A 19,829-nucleotide genomic window follows, 5' to 3' on the forward strand; every position below is an offset into this window, starting at 1 on the left:
CATGACTACCCTTCAAGGCGTGGAACTGGGGGTTTTGGGGCCTCTGCAGGTCCGGCAGGGCGGTACTCCCGTCATGATCCCGGGCGCCAAGCCGCGCGCCCTGCTCACCATGCTGGGCCTGCGCAACGGCTCGGTCGTTCCTGCGGACACGCTGATCGAGTTGCTCTGGGGCACCGCTCCGCCCCGCACCGCCGCCAAGGCTCTGCAGACCCACATCTCTGCCCTGCGCCGCGCCTTGGGCGACGGTTTCGTGCTCACCGAAGGGGCGGGCTGGAAGCTCGCCGAAGCGGCGGTCGACGCCGCGACTTACACATCGGCCGCCCGACGAGGTCGCGACGCCGCGGCCGCCGGCGACAGCCGCCAAGCGGTGGTCCTGTTCGAGGAAGCGCTGGGCCTGTGGCGCGGTGTCCCCGAGCTGCCCGACGGCCGGCGCGGCTTGTCGGAAAAGACGCGGTGGCTGGAGGGTCACTCCGCGCTGGTCGAGGATCGGGCGGACGCGCTGCTCGCGACCGGTCGCGCCGCGGAGGTGGTCGGCGACCTGGAGGCGGCAGTCGCCGAGGCACCGCTGCGGGAAAAGCGATGGTGCCAGCTGATGCTCGCCCTCTACCGTGCCGGCCGCCAGGGAGAGGCCCTAGGCGCGTATCAGCGCGCCCGGTCGTTGCTGGCCGACGAACTGGGCGTCGACCCCGGCCCGGAGCTGCGCCGACTCGAAGCGGCCATCGTCGCTCAGGACTCATCGCTGGATATCCCAGCCGCCCAACAGGTTTCGTCGGTGATGCGGGCTGTGACCTTTCTGCTCACCGACATCGAGGGATCGACCGCAGCCTGGGAAGCAGATGCCGCCGCCATGGCGACAGCGCTGGCCCGCCACGACGAGTTGATCGAACAGGTCGTCACATCACGCGGTGGACGGCTGATCAAGACCCGTGGCGAGGGTGACGCAACCTTTTCGGTCTTCGACCGGCCGTCAGCAGCCGCCGCCGCTGCCATCGAGATGCAAGAGGCGATCGCGCGGGAGCCCTGGGCGCTGGCTGAGCCGATGCGCATCCGGATCGCGCTGCACACCGGCGAGGTCGAGCTTCGCGACGGCGACTACTTCGGCAGGGCGGTCAACCGAGCAGCGCGACTGCGGTCGTTGGCCGCGGGCGGGCAGATCCTGTGTTCGGGTGCGGTCGCCGAGCTCGTCATAGACACGCTGGCCGACGACGTGTCGCTCGCCGACCTGGGCATGCGGCAACTGAAGAACCTGGCGCGTCCCGAGCATGTTTTCGAGTTGCGGTTCGACGCCGATACCAGCACTCCCGAACCTGCGGTGACGCCGCTCCAGCGTCCCGCTCTGCCTGCAGTGTTGATCGGGCCCGGACCGTTCGTGGGCCGTGGCCCGGAATTCGAGCAACTCGTCTCCGCGTGGCCGACCCACGCCACGCATGCGGTGTTGATCGCCGGTGAACCGGGTGTCGGCAAGACCCGCCTGGCCGGCGAATGGTCCCAACGCGCACATGCAGAAGGTGCGGTCGTGCTCTACGGGCGGTGCGACGAGGACCTTGGCGCGCCCTACCAGCCGTTCGCCGAAGCACTACGCGCACTGGTGCCGTGCGTCGGCGCGCGGCGGCTGCGCGGTTTGCGCGGTGTTGAGGCACTGCTGCCGTTGGTACCCGGACTGCCCGACGTCATGGCCGATCTGGCTGCCCCGCCCCGGGCGGACCCGGACACCGAACGCTACGCACTGTTCGACGCCGTTGTCGCGCTACTCGAAATCGCTTCCGCCGCAGCGCCGGTCGTCCTGATTCTCGACGATCTGCATTGGGCGGCCAAACCGACATTGCTGCTGCTGCGGCACCTGCTGCGCTTCGGCGACCACGCCCGCGTCCAGATCGTGGGAACCTACCGCAGCACCGACCTGGACCGCTCGCATCCGTTGGCGGCCATGCTGGCCGATCTGCACCGCGATGGCACCGCCAGCCGGCTGAATCTCGCCGGGCTCGACGAGAACGACGTGACCGCCTACGTCGCGGAAGCCGGCTACGACGACGAGGAACTCGCCCATGCGCTGGCCTCCGTCACCGGCGGCAACCCGTTCTTTCTGATCGAGGCGCTGCGGCACGTCGACGAGAGCGGTGGCGTGTGGGATCAGAGCACGCTGCCTCAGGGAGTGCGAGAAGCTGTGAGCCGCAGGCTTTCCCGGCTCTCGATGGAAACGAATAAGGCGCTGTCGGCGGCGGCGGTCGTCGGCAGCCGGTTCGCGTTGGATCTGGTGGAACACGTGGTCGGCGACGATCTCATCGACGCGTTCGACGAAGCATCCAAGGCCGGCATCGTCATCGAGGAAACCGGCGGCCACTACCGGTTCAACCATGCCCTGGTCCGGCAGTCGTTGCTGGCCGAGCTGGCGTCGGTACGACGCATGCGGCTGCACCAGCGCATCGCGGTGACCTTGGAAAGCCAGGCCGGGGGTGACGATGAACTGCTGGCGGAGTTGGCGCACCACTACTTCGAATGCGCCTGGGCGGGAAACGCAGCCAAGGCGGTCGAGTACTGCCGGCGGGCCGCGGACCAGGCGATGACCCGGCTGGCCTACGAAGGTGCGGCCGACCTGTACGACCATGCGCTACACGCGCTCGAGGAGATTGACGACGAACTTCCCGACCGAGACGACCAGGTTGCCACGCTGCTGGTGGCGCGGTGTGAGGCCCTGCTGGCTGCCGGCGATGTCACATCGGCGGCGGGTGCGGTATCTCAATTGCAATCGGCGACAACAGATTCAGCTCGACTAGCGGCCTGGGCGACGTGTTTCGACGGCCAATTGTCGATGCTGATACACCCTGAGCGGCTGGATGAGGTCGAAGCCGCGCTGGGTGCTGCTGCCGAGAGGCTGGCCGGCCTGGACGACGCCGCCGGTGAGGCCAACGCCCACACCGTGCGGGCCGGGTGTCTGGCCCGGCTCGGGCGCATCGCGGACTGCGAAGTCGCCTTGGACAACGCGCTGAACGCCGCGCGGCGCGCCCGTGAGCACCGACGGGTGAATGCCGTGTTAGCGGGAGCGCCGCTGGCCGCGTTGTGGGGCCCCAACCCGGTTCCACGGGCGGGCGGACGGTGCCTCGATGTGGTGCGGCTGCTGCGCATCACCACCGACTCGCCTGCGGTCGAGGCCACCTCGACACAGTGTCAGGCCGTGTTGGAGGCGTTCCGCGGCCGCGCTGCCGCCGCGCGGCGAATGATCGACTCGGCCCGACGCGCGGTCACCGAGCTCGGCTTGCGTCACGCCCTGTGTGAAGTCGAACAGTTCGCCGGCATCATCGAACTCGTTGCCGACGAACCCGGCGCGGCCGAGCCACTCTTTCGTAAGGCTTACAATGGTTTTCGCCGTATGCGTTTGGAAGCTGACACCGCCGAAACCGCCGCACTGCTCGGTCGCACCTGCCTGGCACTCGGCCGAGAGGCCGAAGCAGATGAATTGTGCCGCGAGAGTGAGCGCCTGGCCGGGCATGCGCTGAAGGCGTCGATCGCGTGGCGGACGTTGCGGGCGCACCTATTGTCACGCGACGGTGAGCACGACGAGGCCCGGCGGATGGCTGAGAGCGCGGTGACGCTGGCCGAACGCACCGACGCGCTGGTCGACCACGGCGATGCATGCCTGACGTTGGCGAGGGTTCTGAGCGTCGCCGGTGATGTCGCAGGAGCGCGATCTGCCGCCGAACGAGCGGTCGGCCTGTACGAACGGAAAGGCGCTGTAGCACTTGTCGAGACGGCTCGGCAACCGCTCGGGATTCGTGACCCCTCGTCGGCCTTGGGAGCACTTGAAGCATCGGGCAGCGAGCCTGACAACGAATGCGTACGCGTCGCACGCCGAGTCGCGGACGCTGTCGATCGTGAAGCTTGGGACGACGCGGACCAAGTGTTTGCGCCCCAGGTAGTCGTCGAGAGCCGTCCCGCCCACATTGAACTCGTAGAACCGCAGCCAGGGCCGGAAACCGCTGCTGCTCGCGTATGTCGTTGTATCAACTCATATCTGCTAGCCGGTGACCTGCCATCGGTTGCAGATTCGTTGGCTGATGACATCACCCAGGACGATCGCCGGAAGGTCATCGGCTCCGGACTCCGTCAAGGCCGCGACGCCGTGATGGCCGAGATTGTGATAACCGCTCCGGCAGTCAAGAGAATGACGACCGACACCATCGCCACCCGGGGTGAGCGCCTGGTACTCAATCGCGTCCGATCCGCGTTCCGCGACGACGAACCGGACGCGTTCGGCATCGACGTCCTCGCCGTCGTCGAGATCGACGCCGACGAGCGGGTGTCGGCACGCACCGTGTTTGACCTCGACGACTTCCGCAGCGCCACCGCCGAGCTCGACGCGCGGTATCTCGCCGGGGCAGCGGCACGGTACGCGCACACCTGGTCGGTAATCGCGGCGGCATGCAACGCACTCAACTGCCACCAGGCACCACCGACGACAGCAGATTGGATCAACGTCGACCACCGAGTGGAGGCGGCGTTCGGACCCGGTGACCTGATCGACTACTTCGGCGCCGGGAAGGACTTCGAGCAGGACATCAATATCTATGTCCAGGAGGTGCATTCGCTGAGCAACGACGGTGCAGTAATCACCTACGCGGCGCAGGAGACCTCGCGAGAGGGTCTCAATGCCGAATGGCGAGGCATTGCACTGCTACTCGTGGATGGCGAGATGATCAGGCGTTGCGAGGTCTTCGACGAGATCGACCTTGTCGCCGCAGACGAAAGATTCAAACAGTTAGACCGACCAGTTCGGCTATCCGAAAACGCGGCCAGCGCAATGCATGAGCGCATCGAGGTGCTCTTCGCCGCCCGCGACTGGGACGCGCTGTCCGATCTCATGGCCGACGATTGTTCTTCCGACGATCGGAGACGGGCGTTGAACTCCGGCACCCGATCCGGCCGCGATGCCCTGGTCACCGAGATTGTCAGTCTCACCGAAATCGGTGTGAGAGCGATGACTTCGGATGTCATTGCTACGCGTGGAAATCGCCTGGCGCTCAGCCGGGCGCAGACGTGGGGACGCGTCCGGTCACCGGCGGCGTTCCACACCGACGTTCTCGACGTGCTGGAGGTCAATGCCGAGGGCAAGTTCTCGGCACGGGTCGTGTTCGACCTCGACGACTTCGATTCCGCACTCGCTGAGCTCGATAAGCGCTACCTGGCGGGTGAAGCGGCCCGCCACGCGCAGGTCTGGTCGGCGGTCAGGCGAGGTTTCGCCGCACTCAATCGACGGGAACTGTTCGCGACGACTGAAGATTGGGTCAACATCGACCACCGGAGCGGAACATCGATCGCGCCCGGTGAGATGACCGCCCTTCTCGAAGTCACTAGGAACCTCGCCTCGGACATTACCTATTTCGTCGCGACGGTAGATCGGTTGACCGACGCCGGTGCGGTCGTGACGCACATTTCGCGTGAGACCACCCCAGGGGGATTCCAGGCCGAATGGCGGGTTGTCAGCGTCATTACCTTCGACGGTGACCTGGTCAACCGCTGCGAGGTCTTCGACGCGGACGACCTCGACGCCGCACTGGCACGCTTCGATCAACTGGTCCATCGGCCGCTCCGACGCCTGGAAAATGCCGCGAGCCGAATGGGTGAGCGCTTCCTGACGCTCTTCGCCGCGGGTGATTGGGACGCAATAGAGCGGCTGCTGGCTGACGATTTCGCCAACGATGATCGACGCCGAGTTGTGGGCAACGCAGTTCAGGTCGGCCGAGAGGCGCAGCTAGCGAGCATGCGGGTGGTCGCCGAGCTGTGGTCGTCGAGTGTCACACCAACCGTCATTGCCACTCGCGGCGAGCATCTCGTCCTCGATCGCCTTTGCTTCTCGCGCCGCGACGATGAGGCACCGGGGTTTCTCACCGAGGTGCTCGGCATTCTGGAGATCGACGGCGACGACCGGATCATCGCCGCCGTGTTCTTCGACCTCGACGACATCGACGCCGCCGTCGCCGAACTCGACGCACGATATCTGGCCGGCGAAGCGGCCACCCACGCAAATACGTGGTCAGTGATCGCCCGCAACTTCGCCGCGTTCAATAGACACGAGCTCCCCTCGGTGACACCGAACTGGGTGAATATCGACCACCGCCGAGCACGAGCATTCTCGCCCGGTGAGCTCTTCCCCTACGTCCGCGCCACCTGGGAACTCACGCCACAAGCCAAGATCTACGCCCATGCGGTGCATCGCCTGGGTGACTTCGGCGCGGTCCTCACCCAGGCAACGTATGGGACGTCGCAGGCCGGCTTCGACGTCGAGTGGCGAGAGGTCACCCTATTCACCGTCGACGGTGACTTGATCAGCCGCTGTGAGATTTTCGACGAGGTGGACCTTGACGCCGCGCTGGCCGAATTCGATGAGCTATGCCGTCCCGCACCGCAACTGGAGAACGCAGCCAGCCGCGCGCTTAGGCGCTATTTGGCAGCATTCGCAGCCCGTGCGTGGCAGGTCCTGCCGCAATCCCTTACGGAGGACTTTTACATCGACGATCGTCGGCGTGTGGTGAACGCCGGGATCCGCCATGGTCAAGAGGCCGAGATCCAGGATATGCGGGCGGCTGCGGACGTCGGTATGGCATTCACGATCCGCGGTGTGGTTGCGACTCGCGGCAATGACCTCGCCCTACTACGCGTTGAAATCACCGGACGTGATGCTGAGACTGTGAAATACGATGTGCTACAGCTTATTCAGATGCACAAAGGCCGGGCGAAGGCAGCGGTCGTATTCGATGCTAACGACTTCGATGCGGCGGTGGCCGAACTCGACTCCCGATACCTCGCCGGGGACGCAGCTTCTTACGCACTTGTGTGGCAGACCATCTCCGGTACCTATGCCTCCGTCAGACGCGGTGAGCTGCCCACGCTGACCGCCGACTGCGCAAGTGTCGACCACCGCCGGGGGGCCGCGTTCGCTTCCGGCGAGTTGAGTGAATACACCAGCAAGGGTTGGGATCTCGACCGACCAATCCGGCCTCATATCGTGGCTGTACATCAGCTCAACGAACTGGGTGCGGTCGTGACTTATGTGGCACACGGAAACTCACCTGCGGGCTTTGAAGCAGAATGGCGAGAAGTTGCCCTGTCGACGGTCGAGGGCGACAAGGTGAATCGCTGTGAGCTTTTCGACGAAACAGACCTGAAGGCGGCGCTGGCTCGGTTCGCGGAATTGCACCGCCCCGCATGGCGCCTCGAAAACTCGGCCAGCCGGGTGAACGGACGGCTCTGGGCGTACTGTGCCGCTCGCAACTGGGATGCGGTGGCCGCGACACTATCCGTTGACTATGCCCACGACGATCGACGTCGAATGGTGGGCGCCGGGACCATCCGCGGTCGGGATGCCGGAATGCGCGATATGAAGACGATCGCTGAGATCGCGGTCCACTGGGACGCCACGGCGAACATGTTCGCTGACGACTACTGCAACGAAGACCGCCGCACGGTCGTCAATGCCAATGTTCGACACGGTCAGGACGCCGCAATCGAAGATCTTCGAGTCGGCGTCGAGGTCGGATTACTGACTGACATCGCGGCTCCGATCATCGCCACCCGCGGAGACCGTCTTGTCCTCACCCGCATTCGTGCCTCAGGGACCGAGCGCGCTGAGATCCAGCTCGACGCACTGCAGGTCGTCGAGCTCAACGCGGACGACCAAGTTGCCGCCGTCGTCATCATCGATGGTGACGATATGGCCGCTGCAACAGCGGAACTCGAAGCGCGATTCATCGCCGGCGAAGCTGCTGCCCACGCGCACACTTGGTCGGTGATCGTCACAGGTTATGCCGCGCTCAACAAACACAAGATCTCTCCGGGGCTGTCGCGTTGCGTGACCATCGATCACCGGGTCCACAGCACGTTCGAAGGGGATGATCTGAATGCGTATATCCGTAGCGGGTGGGACCTCACGCCCAACATGGAGATATACGTCGAGTCGGTGCATCGACTCGGCAGCCTCGGAGCCGTTGTCACCCACACCGCCTGCGGGACATCGCCGGACGGCTTCAGTGCTGAGTGGCGAATGATTCAGCTTCTGCAGGTCAGCGGCGACCGTGTGCACCGTTGTGAGCTGTTCGATGAGGCTGACCTCGACGTCGCTCTCGCGAAGTTCGACGAATTGCACGCACGGGCGCAAGAACCGCATAACGCCGCACACCGAGTGGCTGAGCGCTTCGTCGCGAGTCACGCAGCTGGCGACCGGAACGCCATGGCGGACATGCTTGCCGACAACTTCGTGAGCGACGATCGCCGTCGGTTGGTGGGTTCGGGAATACGGCAGGGCCGGGATGCCCAGATGGCAGACGTGCAAGCCGTCGCCGACCTGTCCCTCACAAATGTAGCGTCAACAGCGATAGCGACGCGTGGCGAACGTCTGCTCCTCGTACGCAACAGATTCACCGACCGCGCACCAGGACCCGAGGCTGACCTCACCGAGGCACTCAGCGTCATCGAGATCACCATCGACGAGCGGGTTTCCGCGTTGATCACCTTCGACGTCGACGACCTCGAGGCCGCCGTCGCCGAACTGGATGCCCGCTACCTGGCAGGCGAAGCCGCCGCACACGCTCACGCGTGGTCAGTCCTCACTCGGGCGTACGAATCACTCAATCGGCGCGAAATTCCGGCGACAGCAGACGATTTCGTGGATATTGACCACCGCAACCTGGCGCCGGTCGGGCCTGGTGACCTCAAGGCTTACCTTCGCGCTGCGTTGAATGAAACGGCGCACAACCGCATCTACGTCGAGACGGTTCATCGGTTGACTGAGAACGGCGCGGTCGTCACTCACGTCGCCAGCGGGACTTCGGCTGCGGGCTTCGAGGCCGAGTGGCGCATTAGCGACATCTTCATGGTTGAAGGCGACCTACTCTGCCGTTGTGAGATGTTCGACGAGGCAGACCTGGACCGAGCGCTGGCAAAGTTCGATGAACTCTCGCGGGGCACACCACTCGGCGAAAATCCGCCGCGCGAATGACACCGATCCGGTTCGCAGTTCACCGGGTCAGGGCTGCAACCGCTCCACGACGCCGCCGGAGATCCGAATCCTGTTGTGCACCCGGTCTTCTCGCCCTTGCCAGAACTCCACCACCTGGGGCGCGATCAGGTAGCCGCCCCAGTTCGGCGGCACCGGGATGTGCTCGGTGTCGGCGAATCGCGCTGTCACTTCCGCTAGTTGGTCGAGCAGTGCGGCGCGCGAGGCGATGGGCTTCGACTGGTGCGACGCCCAGGCGCCCAGCTGTGACCCGCGCGGCCGCTTGGACCAGTAATCGGCGGTGGTCTGCGGCGCGACCTTGCTGACCGGCCCGCGGATATGAACCTGCCGTCCCAGCAGATACCACGGGAAGGTCGCCGACGCGTAGGGCGTCGTCGCCAGCTCGGTCCCTTTCGCCGAGTCGTAGTTGGTGTAGAAACTGATCCCGCTCTCGTCGGCGTTCTTGCACAGCACCGTCCGGGTCACCGGGCGGCCCTCGGCGACGGTGGCCACCACCATGGCATTGGCCTCGGCAACCCCGGCCTGCCACGCGTCGTCCATCCACCTGCGGAACAAGGCAAGCCAGCCCTCGGCAAGCCAGTCCGCATCCAGGTCAGGGCTGCCGTCCTTCTCGGCGGACCCGTACTCCACCCGCATCCCGGCCAGCGACTGCCGGTCTGATTCTGTCACCGTCCCAACGCTACTCGGACGTTGTTACCGGCCGGTAGGAACCGCCCAGGCCAGTAGTGCAAGAATCTGCCCATGACTGTGGTTCCAGAAGATTTCGTCCCAGGTCTGGAAGGCGTCGTGGCCTTCACGACCAAGATCGCCGAGCCGGACAAAGACGGAGGATCGCTGCGCTACCGCGGCGTCGACATCGAGGATCTGGTGGGCCAGGGGGTCCACTTCGGCGACGTCTGGGCGTTGCTGGTCGACGGTGAATTCGGCCACGGACTGCCCCCGGCCGAGCCGTTCCCGTTGCCGATCCACACCGGTGACGTGCGGGTCGACGTGCAGGCCGGCCTGGCCATGCTGGCGCCCATCTGGGGGTACAAGCCGCTGCTGGACACCAACGAGCCGACCGCTCGCGACCAGTTGGCCCGCGCATCGGTGATGGCGCTGTCCTACGTCGCGCAGTCCGGTCGCGGCATTTACGTGCCGGCGGTCCCGCAGCGCCTCATCGACGAGTGTTCAACAGTCACAGCACGTTTCATGACCCGGTGGCGCGGCGAGCCGGATCCCCGACACATCGAGGCCATCGACGCTTATTGGGTGTCTGCTGCCGAACACGGCATGAACGCCTCGACATTCACCGCGCGGGTGATCGCATCCACCGGCGCCGACGTGGCAGCGGCGTTGTCCGGTGCGATCGGCGCTATGAGCGGCCCCCTGCACGGCGGTGCGCCGGCCCGGGTGCTGCCGATGATCGAAGAGGTCGAGCGCACCGATGATGCCCGCGGTCTAGTCAAGGGCATCCTGGACCGCGGCGAGAAGCTGATGGGTTTCGGACACCGGGTCTACCGCGCCGAGGACCCGCGCGCCAGAGTGTTGCGGGCGACCGCCAAGCGGCTGAACGCACCCCGCTACGACGTCGCGGTGGCGCTGGAGCAGGCGGCCCTGGCCGAGTTGCGGGAGCGTCGGCCGGACCGCCCGATCGAGACCAACGTCGAGTTCTGGGCGGCGGTCATCCTGGACTTCGCCGAAGTGCCGGCCAGCATGATGCCGGCGATGTTCACCTGTGGTCGCACCGCAGGATGGTGCGCCCACATCCTCGAGCAGAAGCGACTCGGCAAGCTGGTCCGCCCGTCGGCCATCTATGTAGGGCCGGCGCCGCGCCGAGCCGACTCCGTGAACGGCTGGGACAAGGTCCTCACCACCGTATAAGCGCTGCCCGCGGTTGGTAAGTCCGACGAGTTGTCGGTGCTCGGCATTAGCGTCGCGGATGCGCGATGAGTTCTGCCGGCCCGCCCGGTCAGTACATGTGAGCCCGAGCGGGCAGTACCCACCACCAGAGGAGTGACCACATGGCCATCACTGTCGAACCTGCAGTGTCCCCCCATCTCGTCGTCGACGACGCCGCGGCCGCGATCGACTTCTACGTCAAGGCTTTCGACGCCGTCGAGCTCGGCCGGGTGCCCGGCCCGGACGGCCGGCTCGTGCATGCCGCAGTGCAGATCAACGGCGCCACGGTGATGCTCAACGACGACTTCCCGGAGATGTGCAGCGGCACGTCGGTGACCCCGAAGTCACTGGGCGGTACGCCGGTCACCATCCACCTCACGGTCAACGACGTCGACGCGAGGTTCCAGCAGGCACTGGAGGCCGGGGCCACGATCGTGATGCCGCTCAGCGACCAGTTCTGGGGTGACCGCTATGGCGTGGTCGCCGATCCCTTCGGGCACAACTGGTCGTTGGGTCAGCCGGTGCGGGAGGTCAGCTACGACGAAATCCAGCAGGCGATGACCGCGGAGGCCGGCTAGCCGCGTTCGCGCAGTCGCCGCAGCAGGCCGGACACCCGAGACCGCCGCGCCCGCGGTGCGGTGGCAGCCACGGCGAGCATCTCGGCGACATCGGTGAACTTGGCGCGCGGACGTCCATCCTCACCGCCGCGGGCGACCTCGGCGGCGTCGATGGCGCGCCAGCCCGCGGAGTCGACGACGTCGGGTTGGCGGTCAGCGACCAGCCGGTCCAGTGCCGACGGTCCAGCGACGGGGTCGGTCAGCTTGCCGGCATTGAAATCGGCCACCAGTGCCTGCACGGTCTGGAATGAGCACGATTTGTTGGTGCCGATGAACCCGGTCGGTCCGCGCTTGATCCAGCCCGCGACGTAGGCGCCCGGAACGGGCCGGCCGGTGCCGGGGTCGATGACGCGGCCGCCGTCGCTGGGCACCACGGCGGCATCCTGGTCGAACGGCAGATCGCGAATGAGCTTGCCGCGGTAGCCGATCGACGTCAGCACCAAGCCGGCGTCGAGCCGACGGACCTCGTCGGTGCCGGTCACCCGGAACTCCATCCCGGTGGCGCGCTGCTCGCCGAGCACACGCTGCGGCGTCAGCCCATAGGCCAGCCGCACCCGCGGTCGCGACGCCGGCGCTGAGCCGTCACCCCGTGTGCGGAGGATCTCCAGCTTGGCCTTGGTCAACGGGTCGGACACCGTGGCCAGGTCCGCGAGCACCCGTCGATGATCGTCGGGATCGAGGACCACATCGCAGGACTCGGTGAGCCCGACCAGCTCCGGCAGCGTGAACGCCGATTCGGCGGGTCCGCGGCGCGCCACGATCACCACCTCGCGGACCGCGGACTTGCGGAACCGCTTCAGCGCGTGATCGGCGATATCGGTGTGGGCCAGATCGTCCGGATCGGCGGTCAGCACCCGTGCGACATCCAGAGCGACGTTGCCGTTGCCGACGATCAACACCCGCTCATGGCTGAGATCGACTGGCAGATCGGTGTACTCGGGGTGCCCATTGATCCACGCGACCAACTCGGTCGCGGTGCCGGTGCCCGGCAGACCCATCCCGTCTACATCGAGCCGCCGGTCGTCGGGCGCACCGACCGCATACAACACGGCGTGATGGTGCGCCAACAGCTCGGCGTGACTCACGTGCGTGCCGACCTCGACGTTGAGGAAGAACCGGAAGCGGCGATCGCCGGCCACCCGGTCGAACAGCCTGGTGACCTTCTTGGTGTGCTGGTGGTCGGGCGCGACCCCGGCACGCACCAAACCATAAGGCGTGGGCAGCTTTTCGAACACATTGACCCGGACGTCCGGCTGGATCAGCAACTCGTCGGCAGCGTACATCGCCGCCGGCCCGGACCCGACAATGGCCACCGTCAACGGCTTGCCCTGCGCGCGCACCTCAGCGGCCGGGATCACCGGTGCCAGCTTCGAGGTCGGCGGCAACTTCTCATGCGCAGGGCGTTCCGGATAGAACGACGCGTTGATCGCCACGAACGGCAGTTGCCGCACATCGAGCTTGCTGTCCGGGACGATCGCGCCGACCGGGCAGGCACTGACGCAGGCGCCACAGTCGACGCACGCCACCGGGTCGATGTAGAGCATCTCCGACGTCGCGTAGCCCGGTTCGTCCGGGGACGGGTGAATGCAATTGACCGGACACGCGAACACGCAGGACCCGTCATTGCAGCACGACTGGGTAATCACGTGCGGCATAAGCAAACTCGCAGACAGTTAGGCAGCGGGCACAGCGGCCAGGTGCTGACGCTGCGGCTCACTGCGATAGCGCGACGGCTTGCCGTTGATCTTACAGATCCGCCACATCAGCCGGGCCGAACGGTTCTCCATCAACCCGGTGTCGTATGCCAGCATGCGGACGTCGGAGAACATGTCGCGCAGCCACTTCCGCGATTCCGGCGACCGAAAGAACAGTTCCTTCTTCACCGAACGCGGAATGTCGAACTCCTGCCAGAAGGCTTTGGGCGGGATAAGAATGGCGTTGCACAGAATCCGCATGGTCAGCGGGAAGTACAGCGACACCCAGAACTTCTGCCAGCGGGTCAGGTGCGGCAGCCGTCGGCGCAGGAACTCGTGTGCGAACGAGATGTGTCGCGCTTCCTCGGCGACGTGAATGGCCATCACCCGCTCCATGATCGGGTGCAACGCCTTGCCTTCGCGCAGCACCTGCTTCTGGGTGTGGTCGATGGGCTCCTCACCGGCGAGCACCCCGATGAAGAAGGCAACCGGCAGTGGGCCGGCCACCAGCGGGACGAACGGCGAGAGCCACTTCAGCCGGCGCGGCATGCCGGGGACATCGGCGCCGACCCGGTTCACCATCTCCTGGAACATCATGGTGTGGTTGCACTCTTCGACCGATTCGTGCAGGCAGTACCGGTACTCCGGGGACCCGTTGGGCACCCAGAAGGTGTAGGTCATCAGACCGCGGATCAGGATGGACTCGAAGTGCAGGCCCACCTTCGCCACGTTGGCCTGACGCCACATGCCGATCTTGATCTTGGTCTCGTCGGACTGGGCCCGGTACCACGGGTGACGGCCCAGCGGGTCCGTCGCCGGGAGGATCCACCGGGGATCGTTGTCGGTGACCGCGAACTCCGGTGACTCCCAATCGATGTCGGTGTACGGGTTGAAGTTCCGCCGCACCGACCCCTCGGACAGTGTGGCGAGCATGTCCACGTACTCCGTGTCGTCGCGCACCTCCATATTGCGGCGCCAACGTCGAACCATGCGCGTCCTAGCCTTCAAAGCCATGAAAAGCCTCCCCAACGAGGTTGCATTCGGACGTGTAATTAATACGGTACCGCCGGTACTGGGAATTATCCAGACTTCATCCGCCTGCTGTGGCCCAGCCCGCTTGCACCCAGCGACTGTGTGCTAGCTCACATCAGCGCCGTCACCAGGCGTTATGTCCCCCGCGTCGTCGGGAGCCAGACCCTGCTCACTACCCTGATCTCCATGGCCGACCAGACTTCTCTCGAGATTCCCGACGACCTCAAGCCACGCGACGGACGGTTCGGCTGCGGGCCCTCCAAGGTGCGGCCCGAGCAACTTCAAGCGCTCACCGGCAGCGCGGCAGCCCTATTCGGCACCTCGCACCGCCAGGCGCCGGTCAAGAACCTGGTGGGCCGGGTCCGCAGCGGGCTGGCCGAACTGTTCACCACGCCCGACGGGTACGAGGTCATCCTGGGCAACGGCGGCGCCACCGCATTCTGGGACGCCGCGGCGTTCGGATTGATCGACAAACGCTCGCTGCACCTCACCTTCGGCGAGTTCAGCGCGAAGTTCGCCGCTGGCGTCGCCAAGAACCCGTTCGTCGGCGATCCGATCATCGTCAAAGCGGACCCGGGCAGCGCGCCTGAACCTCAGTCCGACCCGTCGGTCGACGTGATCGCCTGGGCGCACAACGAGACGTCGACGGGCGTCGCGGTACCGGTGCGCCGACCCGCCGACTCCGGAGATGCGCTGGTGGTCATCGACGCCACCTCGGGCGCGGGCGGACTGCCGGTCGACATCACCGACGTCGACGCCTACTACTTCGCGCCGCAGAAGAACTTCGCCAGCGACGGCGGCCTGTGGCTGGCCGTCATGAGCCCGGCTGCGCTGGCCCGCGTCGAAGCCATCGCCTCTTCGGGTCGCTGGGTGCCCGACTTCCTGTCGCTGCCGATCGCGGTCGAGAACAGCGTGAAGAACCAGACCTACAACACCCCGGCGATCGCCACGCTCGCCCTGATGGCTGAGCAACTCGACTGGTTGCTCGGCAACGGCGGCCTGGACTGGGCGGTCAAGCGCACCGCTGACTCCTCGCAACGGTTGTACTCCTGGGCCGAGGAGCGATCGTTCACCACTCCGTTCGTCGCCGACCCGGCGTTGCGGTCGCAAGTGGTGGGCACGATCGACTTCGTCGACGACATCGACGCGACCACAGTGGCCAAGACGCTGCGGGCGAACGGGATCGTCGACACCGAGCCGTACCGCAAGCTCGGCCGCAACCAGTTGCGCATTGCGATGTTTCCGGCGGTCGACCCCGACGACATCAGTGCGCTGATCGCCTGCATCGACTGGGTTGTGGAGCGGCTCTGACCCGCGCCCGCGTGTCAACGAGGTTAACGACGTCTGGCGCACTAGAGTGCGCAGCTGACGGGTCCGTCGCTGACCTGCACGGAGCCTGCGAGGAGAAGCCATGCGGGAACTCAAAGTGGTTGGGCTCGATCCCGACGGCAAATACGTCCTCTGCGAGGGGGCCAGCTCCGCCGAGAAGTTCAGACTTCCGGCCGACGACCGCCTACGGGCCGCATTGAACGGGGAAGAGCTGCCGGTCGAGCAGCCCGCGCTCGACATCGACGTGACGAACATGTTGAGCCCCAAGGAGATTCAGGCCCGAATCCGCGCCGGCGCCTCAGTCGAACAGGTCGCTGCCGCATCGGGATCCGACATCGCGCGGATCCAGCGATTCGCCAACCCGGTGTTGCTGGAACGTTTCCGCGCTGCCGAACTGGCAACTGCCGCCCACCCGATCCTGGCCGACGGACCCGCCGTGCTGACGCTGCTGGAGACCGTGACCGCCGCGCTGGTGGCGCGCGGCCTCAACGCCGACCGGCTCAGCTGGGACGCCTGGCGCAACGAGGACAGCCGCTGGACGGTGCAGCTGGGCTGGCACGCCGGACGGTCGGACAACCGTGCGCATTTCCGCTTCACCCCCGGGGCGCACGGCGGTGTGGTCAGCGCGATCGACGACGCGGCCAGCGAGCTCATCGACCCCGACTTCAAGCCGCGGCAGCTGGCGCCGGTGGCGCATCTGGCCTTCGAGCCCACCCCCGAGGCCGCGCAACCGGAACCGGCCGCACCCAGTGCACCGGTCGCACCGGAGACACCCGCCGACCAACCGACCGGTAGCCGCCGGGGCAAGCCGGCCATCCCGGCCTGGGAGGATGTGCTGCTCGGGGTGCGATCAAGCGGGCACCGCTAGCCCAGGCCGCCCAGCAGCGTCACCGCGATCAGTGCCAACCAGGCGCCGACCACACCGGTTCCCGCGCCCAGCACGAACCATCTCAGCACCAGAGTCCGCCGCCATCCCCAGAACGTGGGCGCCAGCCCGCCGACCGCCACGATGTTCAGCCCCACCGCCAGCAGCGGATGCACCCGCAGCAACCCGAGGCTGAGCACCACGATCGCGGCGCCGGTGACCGCGGCGACAAATGCGGCCACCCCTAAACCCGTGCCCCACGGGACGGATTCGTCGGTCATGCAGGCAGCCTAACCCCCGCTCGGCGCCAACCGGATCCGCTCGTAGAACGCCAGTGCCGCCGCGGTCGCGACGTTCAAGGAGTCGGTGCCGCGCGACATCGGGATGCGCACCCGTGCGTCGGCGATGCGCAGCGCTGCCGACGTCAACCCCGGCCCCTCGGCACCGACCAGCAGCGCGACCGGCTGGTTGGCGACCGCAGCCATGGCCTCGGCCAGCGGACGAGCATCGCGGTGCGGCGTCAGCGCCAACACCCGGAAGCCGCGTTCCTGCAGCCCGACGAGGTCGGCGGGCCACTGCGCGGTGCGGGCATAGGGCACCAGCAGCGCGTGCCCCATGGAGACCCGGACCGCGCGGCGATAGAGCGGATCGGCACAGCCGCTGCCGAAGATCACCGCGTCGACGTCCAGGCCCGCCGCATTGCGGAAGATCGAACCCAGATTCTCGTGATCGTTGACACCTTCGAGCACGGCGACCGTGCGGGCGCCCTCGACGACGTCACCGACGCTGGCCTCCGCGACGCGACCCGCAGCGGCAAGGACGCCGCGGTTGAGGTGGAATCCGACGACCTGGGCCATGACGTCCGGGGTAACCCGGTAGTAGGGCGCCGCGGTGCCGGCCAGATCGTTTTCCAGTTCGACCAGCCGGCGATCGGTGCCCAGCAACCCGCGCGGAGTGAATCGCGAGGCCAGCATCCGTTGCACCACCAGCACGCCTTCGGCGATCACCAGGCCTTTACCGGTCGGCAGGTCGGGACGACGATCCACGCTGTTCAGGTCGCGGAAATCGTCGAGGCGTGGGTCGTCGGGATCGGTGATGTCGCGGACGTCGACGTCCGGGGCCGTCACGGGCTTTCGTCGACCAGCGCCGACATCAGGTCGGCGGCATTGCGCAGGACGTCCTTCTGGCCATCGTTGAGGGTGCTGAGCCGATCGGCCAGCCACTCCTGACGGGCCCGCCGCGCCGCTTTGACCAGCTCGGCACCCGACTCGGACACCGAAACCAGCACCTGGCGACCGTCGACCGGGTGCGGGGCCCGATCCACCAGCCCCTCGTCGGCCAGCGAAGCGATGACCCGGGTCATCGACGGGGGCCGCACGCGTTCGCGAATCGCCAGCGCACCGGGGGTCATCGCACCCTCGTTGGCCAGCGTCGTCAGCGCCGACAACTGGGACAGCGACACCGGCGACGACGGATTCCGGAAACGAAGTTGGCGTGACAACCGCATGACTGCCAACGACAAGTCGGCAGCCAACCGCGCATCCCTGTCAGGCACAGCGCGAGGTTACAACGGAACCCGGGAAACGTGAACGAGAAACGACGAACCCGGCGCTGACGGACCCCACACCCTCGACAGGGTCCGGATTGCCCGACGCGTTATGTTGAGACGCGATGAGCACCGAGACCGATCCGCAGCCGCCGCCGTTGCCACCGGCACTGCTCGAGGTCTGGCCGGTCATCCTGGCCGGTGCTCTGGCCTGGGCCATTGCCGCGGGTGTGGCCTTCGCGGTGCCCGGCGTAGCGAGTTGGCGACCGATCACCGTGGCCGGCCTGGCCGTGGGAGTACTGGGCACCAGCATCTTCGTGTGGCAGCTGGCAGCTGCCCGACGCGGCGCTCGCGGCGCCCAGACCGGGCTCGAGAAGTATCTCGAGCCGAAATAAGACACACCCTCGGAGGACAAATGGCCAGCCCGCTCTTGCAGGCACAGATCGACATCGACGCGCCGCCGGCGAAGGTATGGGAGCTGATCTCAGATTTCCAGCGGATGCCGGAGTGGAGCCCCCAGTGCCGGTGGATGCGGCCGTTCGGACCGCTGCGCGTCGGCACCCGCACCCTGAACATCAATCGCCGCAACCGGTTGTTCTGGCCCACCACCAGCACGGTCGTCGACGTCGTCCCGGAGCAGCGGCTGGCATTCCGGGTCGATGCCAACCGGACCATCTGGAGCTACGAACTCGAGCCGCAGGGCCAGGGCACCCGCCTCACCGAGAGTCGGCACGCCGAGAACGGCGTATCTGCGTTCTCGAGCATGACCGTCAAAGCCCTGCTCGGCGGCAACACCAGCTTCGAACGGGAATTGGTCGAGGGTATGAACACCTCGCTGGCCAAGATCAAGGCCGCCGCCGAGAAAAGTTAGTCGGATTGGTCGCCGGTAGCGGCAGGCGGGTCAGCACCGGGCTCAGCAGCGCCGGCAGGCTCCTCCGGTACGACCGGCTCGTCCGGCACTGACTCCTGCGGCACGACGGGCTCCTCGGCGTCGGCGGGCTCTTCGGCGACGACCGGCTCGGCCGCAACGCTGGCGGGCTCGGTCACCGGCTGCTCCGATACCTCGAGGACGCCGTCGTCGAACGGCTCGTACAGCGGCGAACCGGTGCCCGCCGGGGTCGGCGTGTCCGAGTGGGCGCCACACCCGTAGAGCTTGTCCACGACGTGCCCGTCAGCGGACAGTTCGTTGCCGCACACGCCGAACATCGAGCCCAGCGACCCGGCCAACGGCAGGAAGAAACCGCAGTCACGGCACACCCGCTTGGTGGACCGCGACATCGCCGAGTCGGGTCCGTAGTCACCCTCATGCCAGCGTTCAGCGGCATCCGCGCGACCCCACGGGCTCATCAACCAGCGTCTGCCCAGCCCGAGCTCGACGGCAACCTCGTCCAACTGCGGGTCACCGGTGGCGGTGTAGCCGGGCACCAGTCGCGGGTCGTCGTTGACCGGCGCAAGCAGGTCACCCGGACCCAGATCGCCGGGTCGCACCCGTTGTTCCCACGGCACCCACTCCGGCGCCAGCAGCGCCGACGGTCCCGGGATCAGCACCACCTCGCTGATCGTGGCATGGTCGGCTCCGGGATAGCTGGCGACGACGACAGCCCACTGCCAGCCCTGGTAGCCGGGCAGATGGGCCAGGAAGCTGTGCGTTGCGGTGTTCGGATCCTCGTAGCTGACACCCAGGTACTCGCCGACAGCCGTTGACCCACTGAACTCGGCAACGGCGGCGCGCGCCTGATCGACGGCACCCGTGAGCACCCCGGCAAGGTCCTCCGGCCATGCCGCCACGGTCACGGCACCGGCACCTTGCCCGGTCTCCTCAATGGGTCCGGTCACACTCTCCCCTCTCTGCGACACA

13 protein-coding genes and 1 pseudogene are annotated in these 19,829 nt (G+C 66.7%); 7 read left to right on the plus strand and 7 right to left on the minus strand.

The features are described 5' to 3' along the window. Position 1 precedes the first annotated feature (1 nt). Positions 2-8,989 (plus strand): ATP-binding protein, encoded by an 8,988-nt coding sequence (locus AC5Y5Z_RS09340; protein ID WP_499924791.1) that lies wholly within the window; start codon positions 2-4, stop codon positions 8,987-8,989. A gap of 27 nt (positions 8,990-9,016) precedes the next feature. On the opposite strand, the gene pdxH is transcribed toward AC5Y5Z_RS09340, so the two are convergent. After that, the gene (gene pdxH / locus AC5Y5Z_RS09345) at positions 9,017-9,643 is read right to left on the minus strand and encodes a pyridoxamine 5'-phosphate oxidase (protein WP_463827504.1); all 627 of its coding nucleotides are present in this window, start codon (positions 9,641-9,643) and stop codon (positions 9,017-9,019) included. 105 nt (positions 9,644-9,748) lie between these two features. Between pdxH and AC5Y5Z_RS09350 the strand changes: the two genes are divergently transcribed. Next, entirely contained in the window at positions 9,749-10,870 is a 1,122-nt protein-coding gene (locus AC5Y5Z_RS09350) for a citrate synthase 2 (RefSeq protein WP_463827338.1), read from the plus strand. A 140-nt stretch (positions 10,871-11,010) separates the two neighbouring features. Then, positions 11,011-11,466 (plus strand): VOC family protein, encoded by a 456-nt coding sequence (locus AC5Y5Z_RS09355; RefSeq protein ID WP_499924793.1) that lies wholly within the window; start codon positions 11,011-11,013, stop codon positions 11,464-11,466. Here the strand turns inward: AC5Y5Z_RS09355 and AC5Y5Z_RS09360 are convergent. Together AC5Y5Z_RS09360 and AC5Y5Z_RS09365 are read right to left on the minus strand one after the other, a co-directional pair. Continuing rightward, positions 11,463-13,160 carry a 4Fe-4S binding protein gene (locus tag AC5Y5Z_RS09360; RefSeq protein WP_499924794.1) on the minus strand — a complete coding sequence of 566 codons (1,698 nt, stop codon included), beginning with the start codon at positions 13,158-13,160 and terminating at the stop codon, positions 11,463-11,465. The two genes, AC5Y5Z_RS09355 and AC5Y5Z_RS09360, sit on opposite strands and share 4 nt — an antisense overlap. Positions 13,161-13,178: 18 nt before the next feature. After that, on the minus strand, positions 13,179-14,213 hold the full coding sequence (locus AC5Y5Z_RS09365) for an AurF N-oxygenase family protein (RefSeq protein ID WP_463827335.1): 1,035 nt from the start codon (positions 14,211-14,213) through the stop codon (positions 13,179-13,181). Positions 14,214-14,417: 204 nt separating this feature from the next. Between AC5Y5Z_RS09365 and serC the strand changes: the two genes are divergently transcribed. Beyond that, on the plus strand, positions 14,418-15,542 hold the full coding sequence (gene serC, locus AC5Y5Z_RS09370; RefSeq protein WP_463827334.1) for a phosphoserine transaminase: 1,125 nt from the start codon (positions 14,418-14,420) through the stop codon (positions 15,540-15,542). Between the two features lie 100 nt (positions 15,543-15,642). Then, entirely contained in the window at positions 15,643-16,428 is a 786-nt protein-coding gene (sepH, locus tag AC5Y5Z_RS09375) for a septation protein SepH (protein ID WP_499924795.1), read from the plus strand. Here the strand turns inward: sepH and AC5Y5Z_RS09380 are convergent. Genes AC5Y5Z_RS09380 through AC5Y5Z_RS09390 form a run of 3 tightly spaced genes read right to left on the minus strand, consistent with a single transcriptional unit; the run spans position 16,425 to position 17,980 of the window. After that, the gene (locus AC5Y5Z_RS09380; protein ID WP_463827332.1) at positions 16,425-16,706 is read right to left on the minus strand and encodes a DUF2537 domain-containing protein; all 282 of its coding nucleotides are present in this window, start codon (positions 16,704-16,706) and stop codon (positions 16,425-16,427) included. The two genes, sepH and AC5Y5Z_RS09380, sit on opposite strands and share 4 nt — an antisense overlap. 9 nt (positions 16,707-16,715) lie before the next feature. Further along, positions 16,716-17,552: a TrmH family RNA methyltransferase gene (locus AC5Y5Z_RS09385; RefSeq protein WP_463827331.1), complete on the minus strand. Its 837-nt coding sequence runs from the start codon at positions 17,550-17,552 to the stop codon at positions 16,716-16,718. Next, positions 17,549-17,980 carry an Rv0880 family HTH-type transcriptional regulator gene (locus AC5Y5Z_RS09390; protein ID WP_463827330.1) on the minus strand — a complete coding sequence of 144 codons (432 nt, stop codon included), beginning with the start codon at positions 17,978-17,980 and terminating at the stop codon, positions 17,549-17,551. Before AC5Y5Z_RS09390 ends, AC5Y5Z_RS09385 begins: the two co-directional genes overlap by 4 nt. A gap of 116 nt (positions 17,981-18,096) precedes the next feature. Here AC5Y5Z_RS09390 and AC5Y5Z_RS09395 point away from each other — a divergent pair, with 116 nt between their 5' ends. Continuing rightward, positions 18,097-18,366 (plus strand): DUF2530 domain-containing protein, encoded by a 270-nt coding sequence (locus AC5Y5Z_RS09395; RefSeq protein WP_463827329.1) that lies wholly within the window; start codon positions 18,097-18,099, stop codon positions 18,364-18,366. A 20-nt stretch (positions 18,367-18,386) separates the two neighbouring features. Beyond that, positions 18,387-18,842, plus strand: coding sequence for an SRPBCC family protein (locus AC5Y5Z_RS09400; protein WP_499924797.1), 456 nt, complete (start codon positions 18,387-18,389; stop codon positions 18,840-18,842). Positions 18,843-19,018: 176 nt separating this feature from the next. Here AC5Y5Z_RS09400 and AC5Y5Z_RS09405 read toward each other — a convergent pair. Beyond that, positions 19,019-19,807, minus strand: a pseudogene (locus AC5Y5Z_RS09405) (DUF3027 domain-containing protein); the annotation flags it as partial. Positions 19,808-19,829 lie beyond the last annotated feature (22 nt).

It is taken from the genome of Mycobacterium sp. NGS29 (genome assembly GCF_059812965.1).

Excerpts from the sequence above, each read along its gene's own strand:
- AC5Y5Z_RS09340 (WP_499924791.1), top strand. The coding sequence starts at position 2 with ATGACTACCCTTCAAGGCGTGGAACTGGGGGTTTTGGGGCCTCTGCAG.
- pdxH (WP_463827504.1), bottom strand. The coding sequence starts at position 9,643 with ATGCGGGTGGAGTACGGGTCCGCCGAGAAGGACGGCAGCCCTGACCTG.
- AC5Y5Z_RS09350 (WP_463827338.1), top strand. The coding sequence starts at position 9,749 with ATGACTGTGGTTCCAGAAGATTTCGTCCCAGGTCTGGAAGGCGTCGTG.
- AC5Y5Z_RS09355 (WP_499924793.1), top strand. The coding sequence starts at position 11,011 with ATGGCCATCACTGTCGAACCTGCAGTGTCCCCCCATCTCGTCGTCGAC.
- AC5Y5Z_RS09360 (WP_499924794.1), bottom strand. The coding sequence starts at position 13,160 with ATGCCGCACGTGATTACCCAGTCGTGCTGCAATGACGGGTCCTGCGTG.
- AC5Y5Z_RS09365 (WP_463827335.1), bottom strand. The coding sequence starts at position 14,213 with ATGGCTTTGAAGGCTAGGACGCGCATGGTTCGACGTTGGCGCCGCAAT.
- serC (WP_463827334.1), top strand. The coding sequence starts at position 14,418 with ATGGCCGACCAGACTTCTCTCGAGATTCCCGACGACCTCAAGCCACGC.
- sepH (WP_499924795.1), top strand. The coding sequence starts at position 15,643 with ATGCGGGAACTCAAAGTGGTTGGGCTCGATCCCGACGGCAAATACGTC.
- AC5Y5Z_RS09380 (WP_463827332.1), bottom strand. The coding sequence starts at position 16,706 with ATGACCGACGAATCCGTCCCGTGGGGCACGGGTTTAGGGGTGGCCGCA.
- AC5Y5Z_RS09395 (WP_463827329.1), top strand. The coding sequence starts at position 18,097 with ATGAGCACCGAGACCGATCCGCAGCCGCCGCCGTTGCCACCGGCACTG.
- AC5Y5Z_RS09400 (WP_499924797.1), top strand. The coding sequence starts at position 18,387 with ATGGCCAGCCCGCTCTTGCAGGCACAGATCGACATCGACGCGCCGCCG.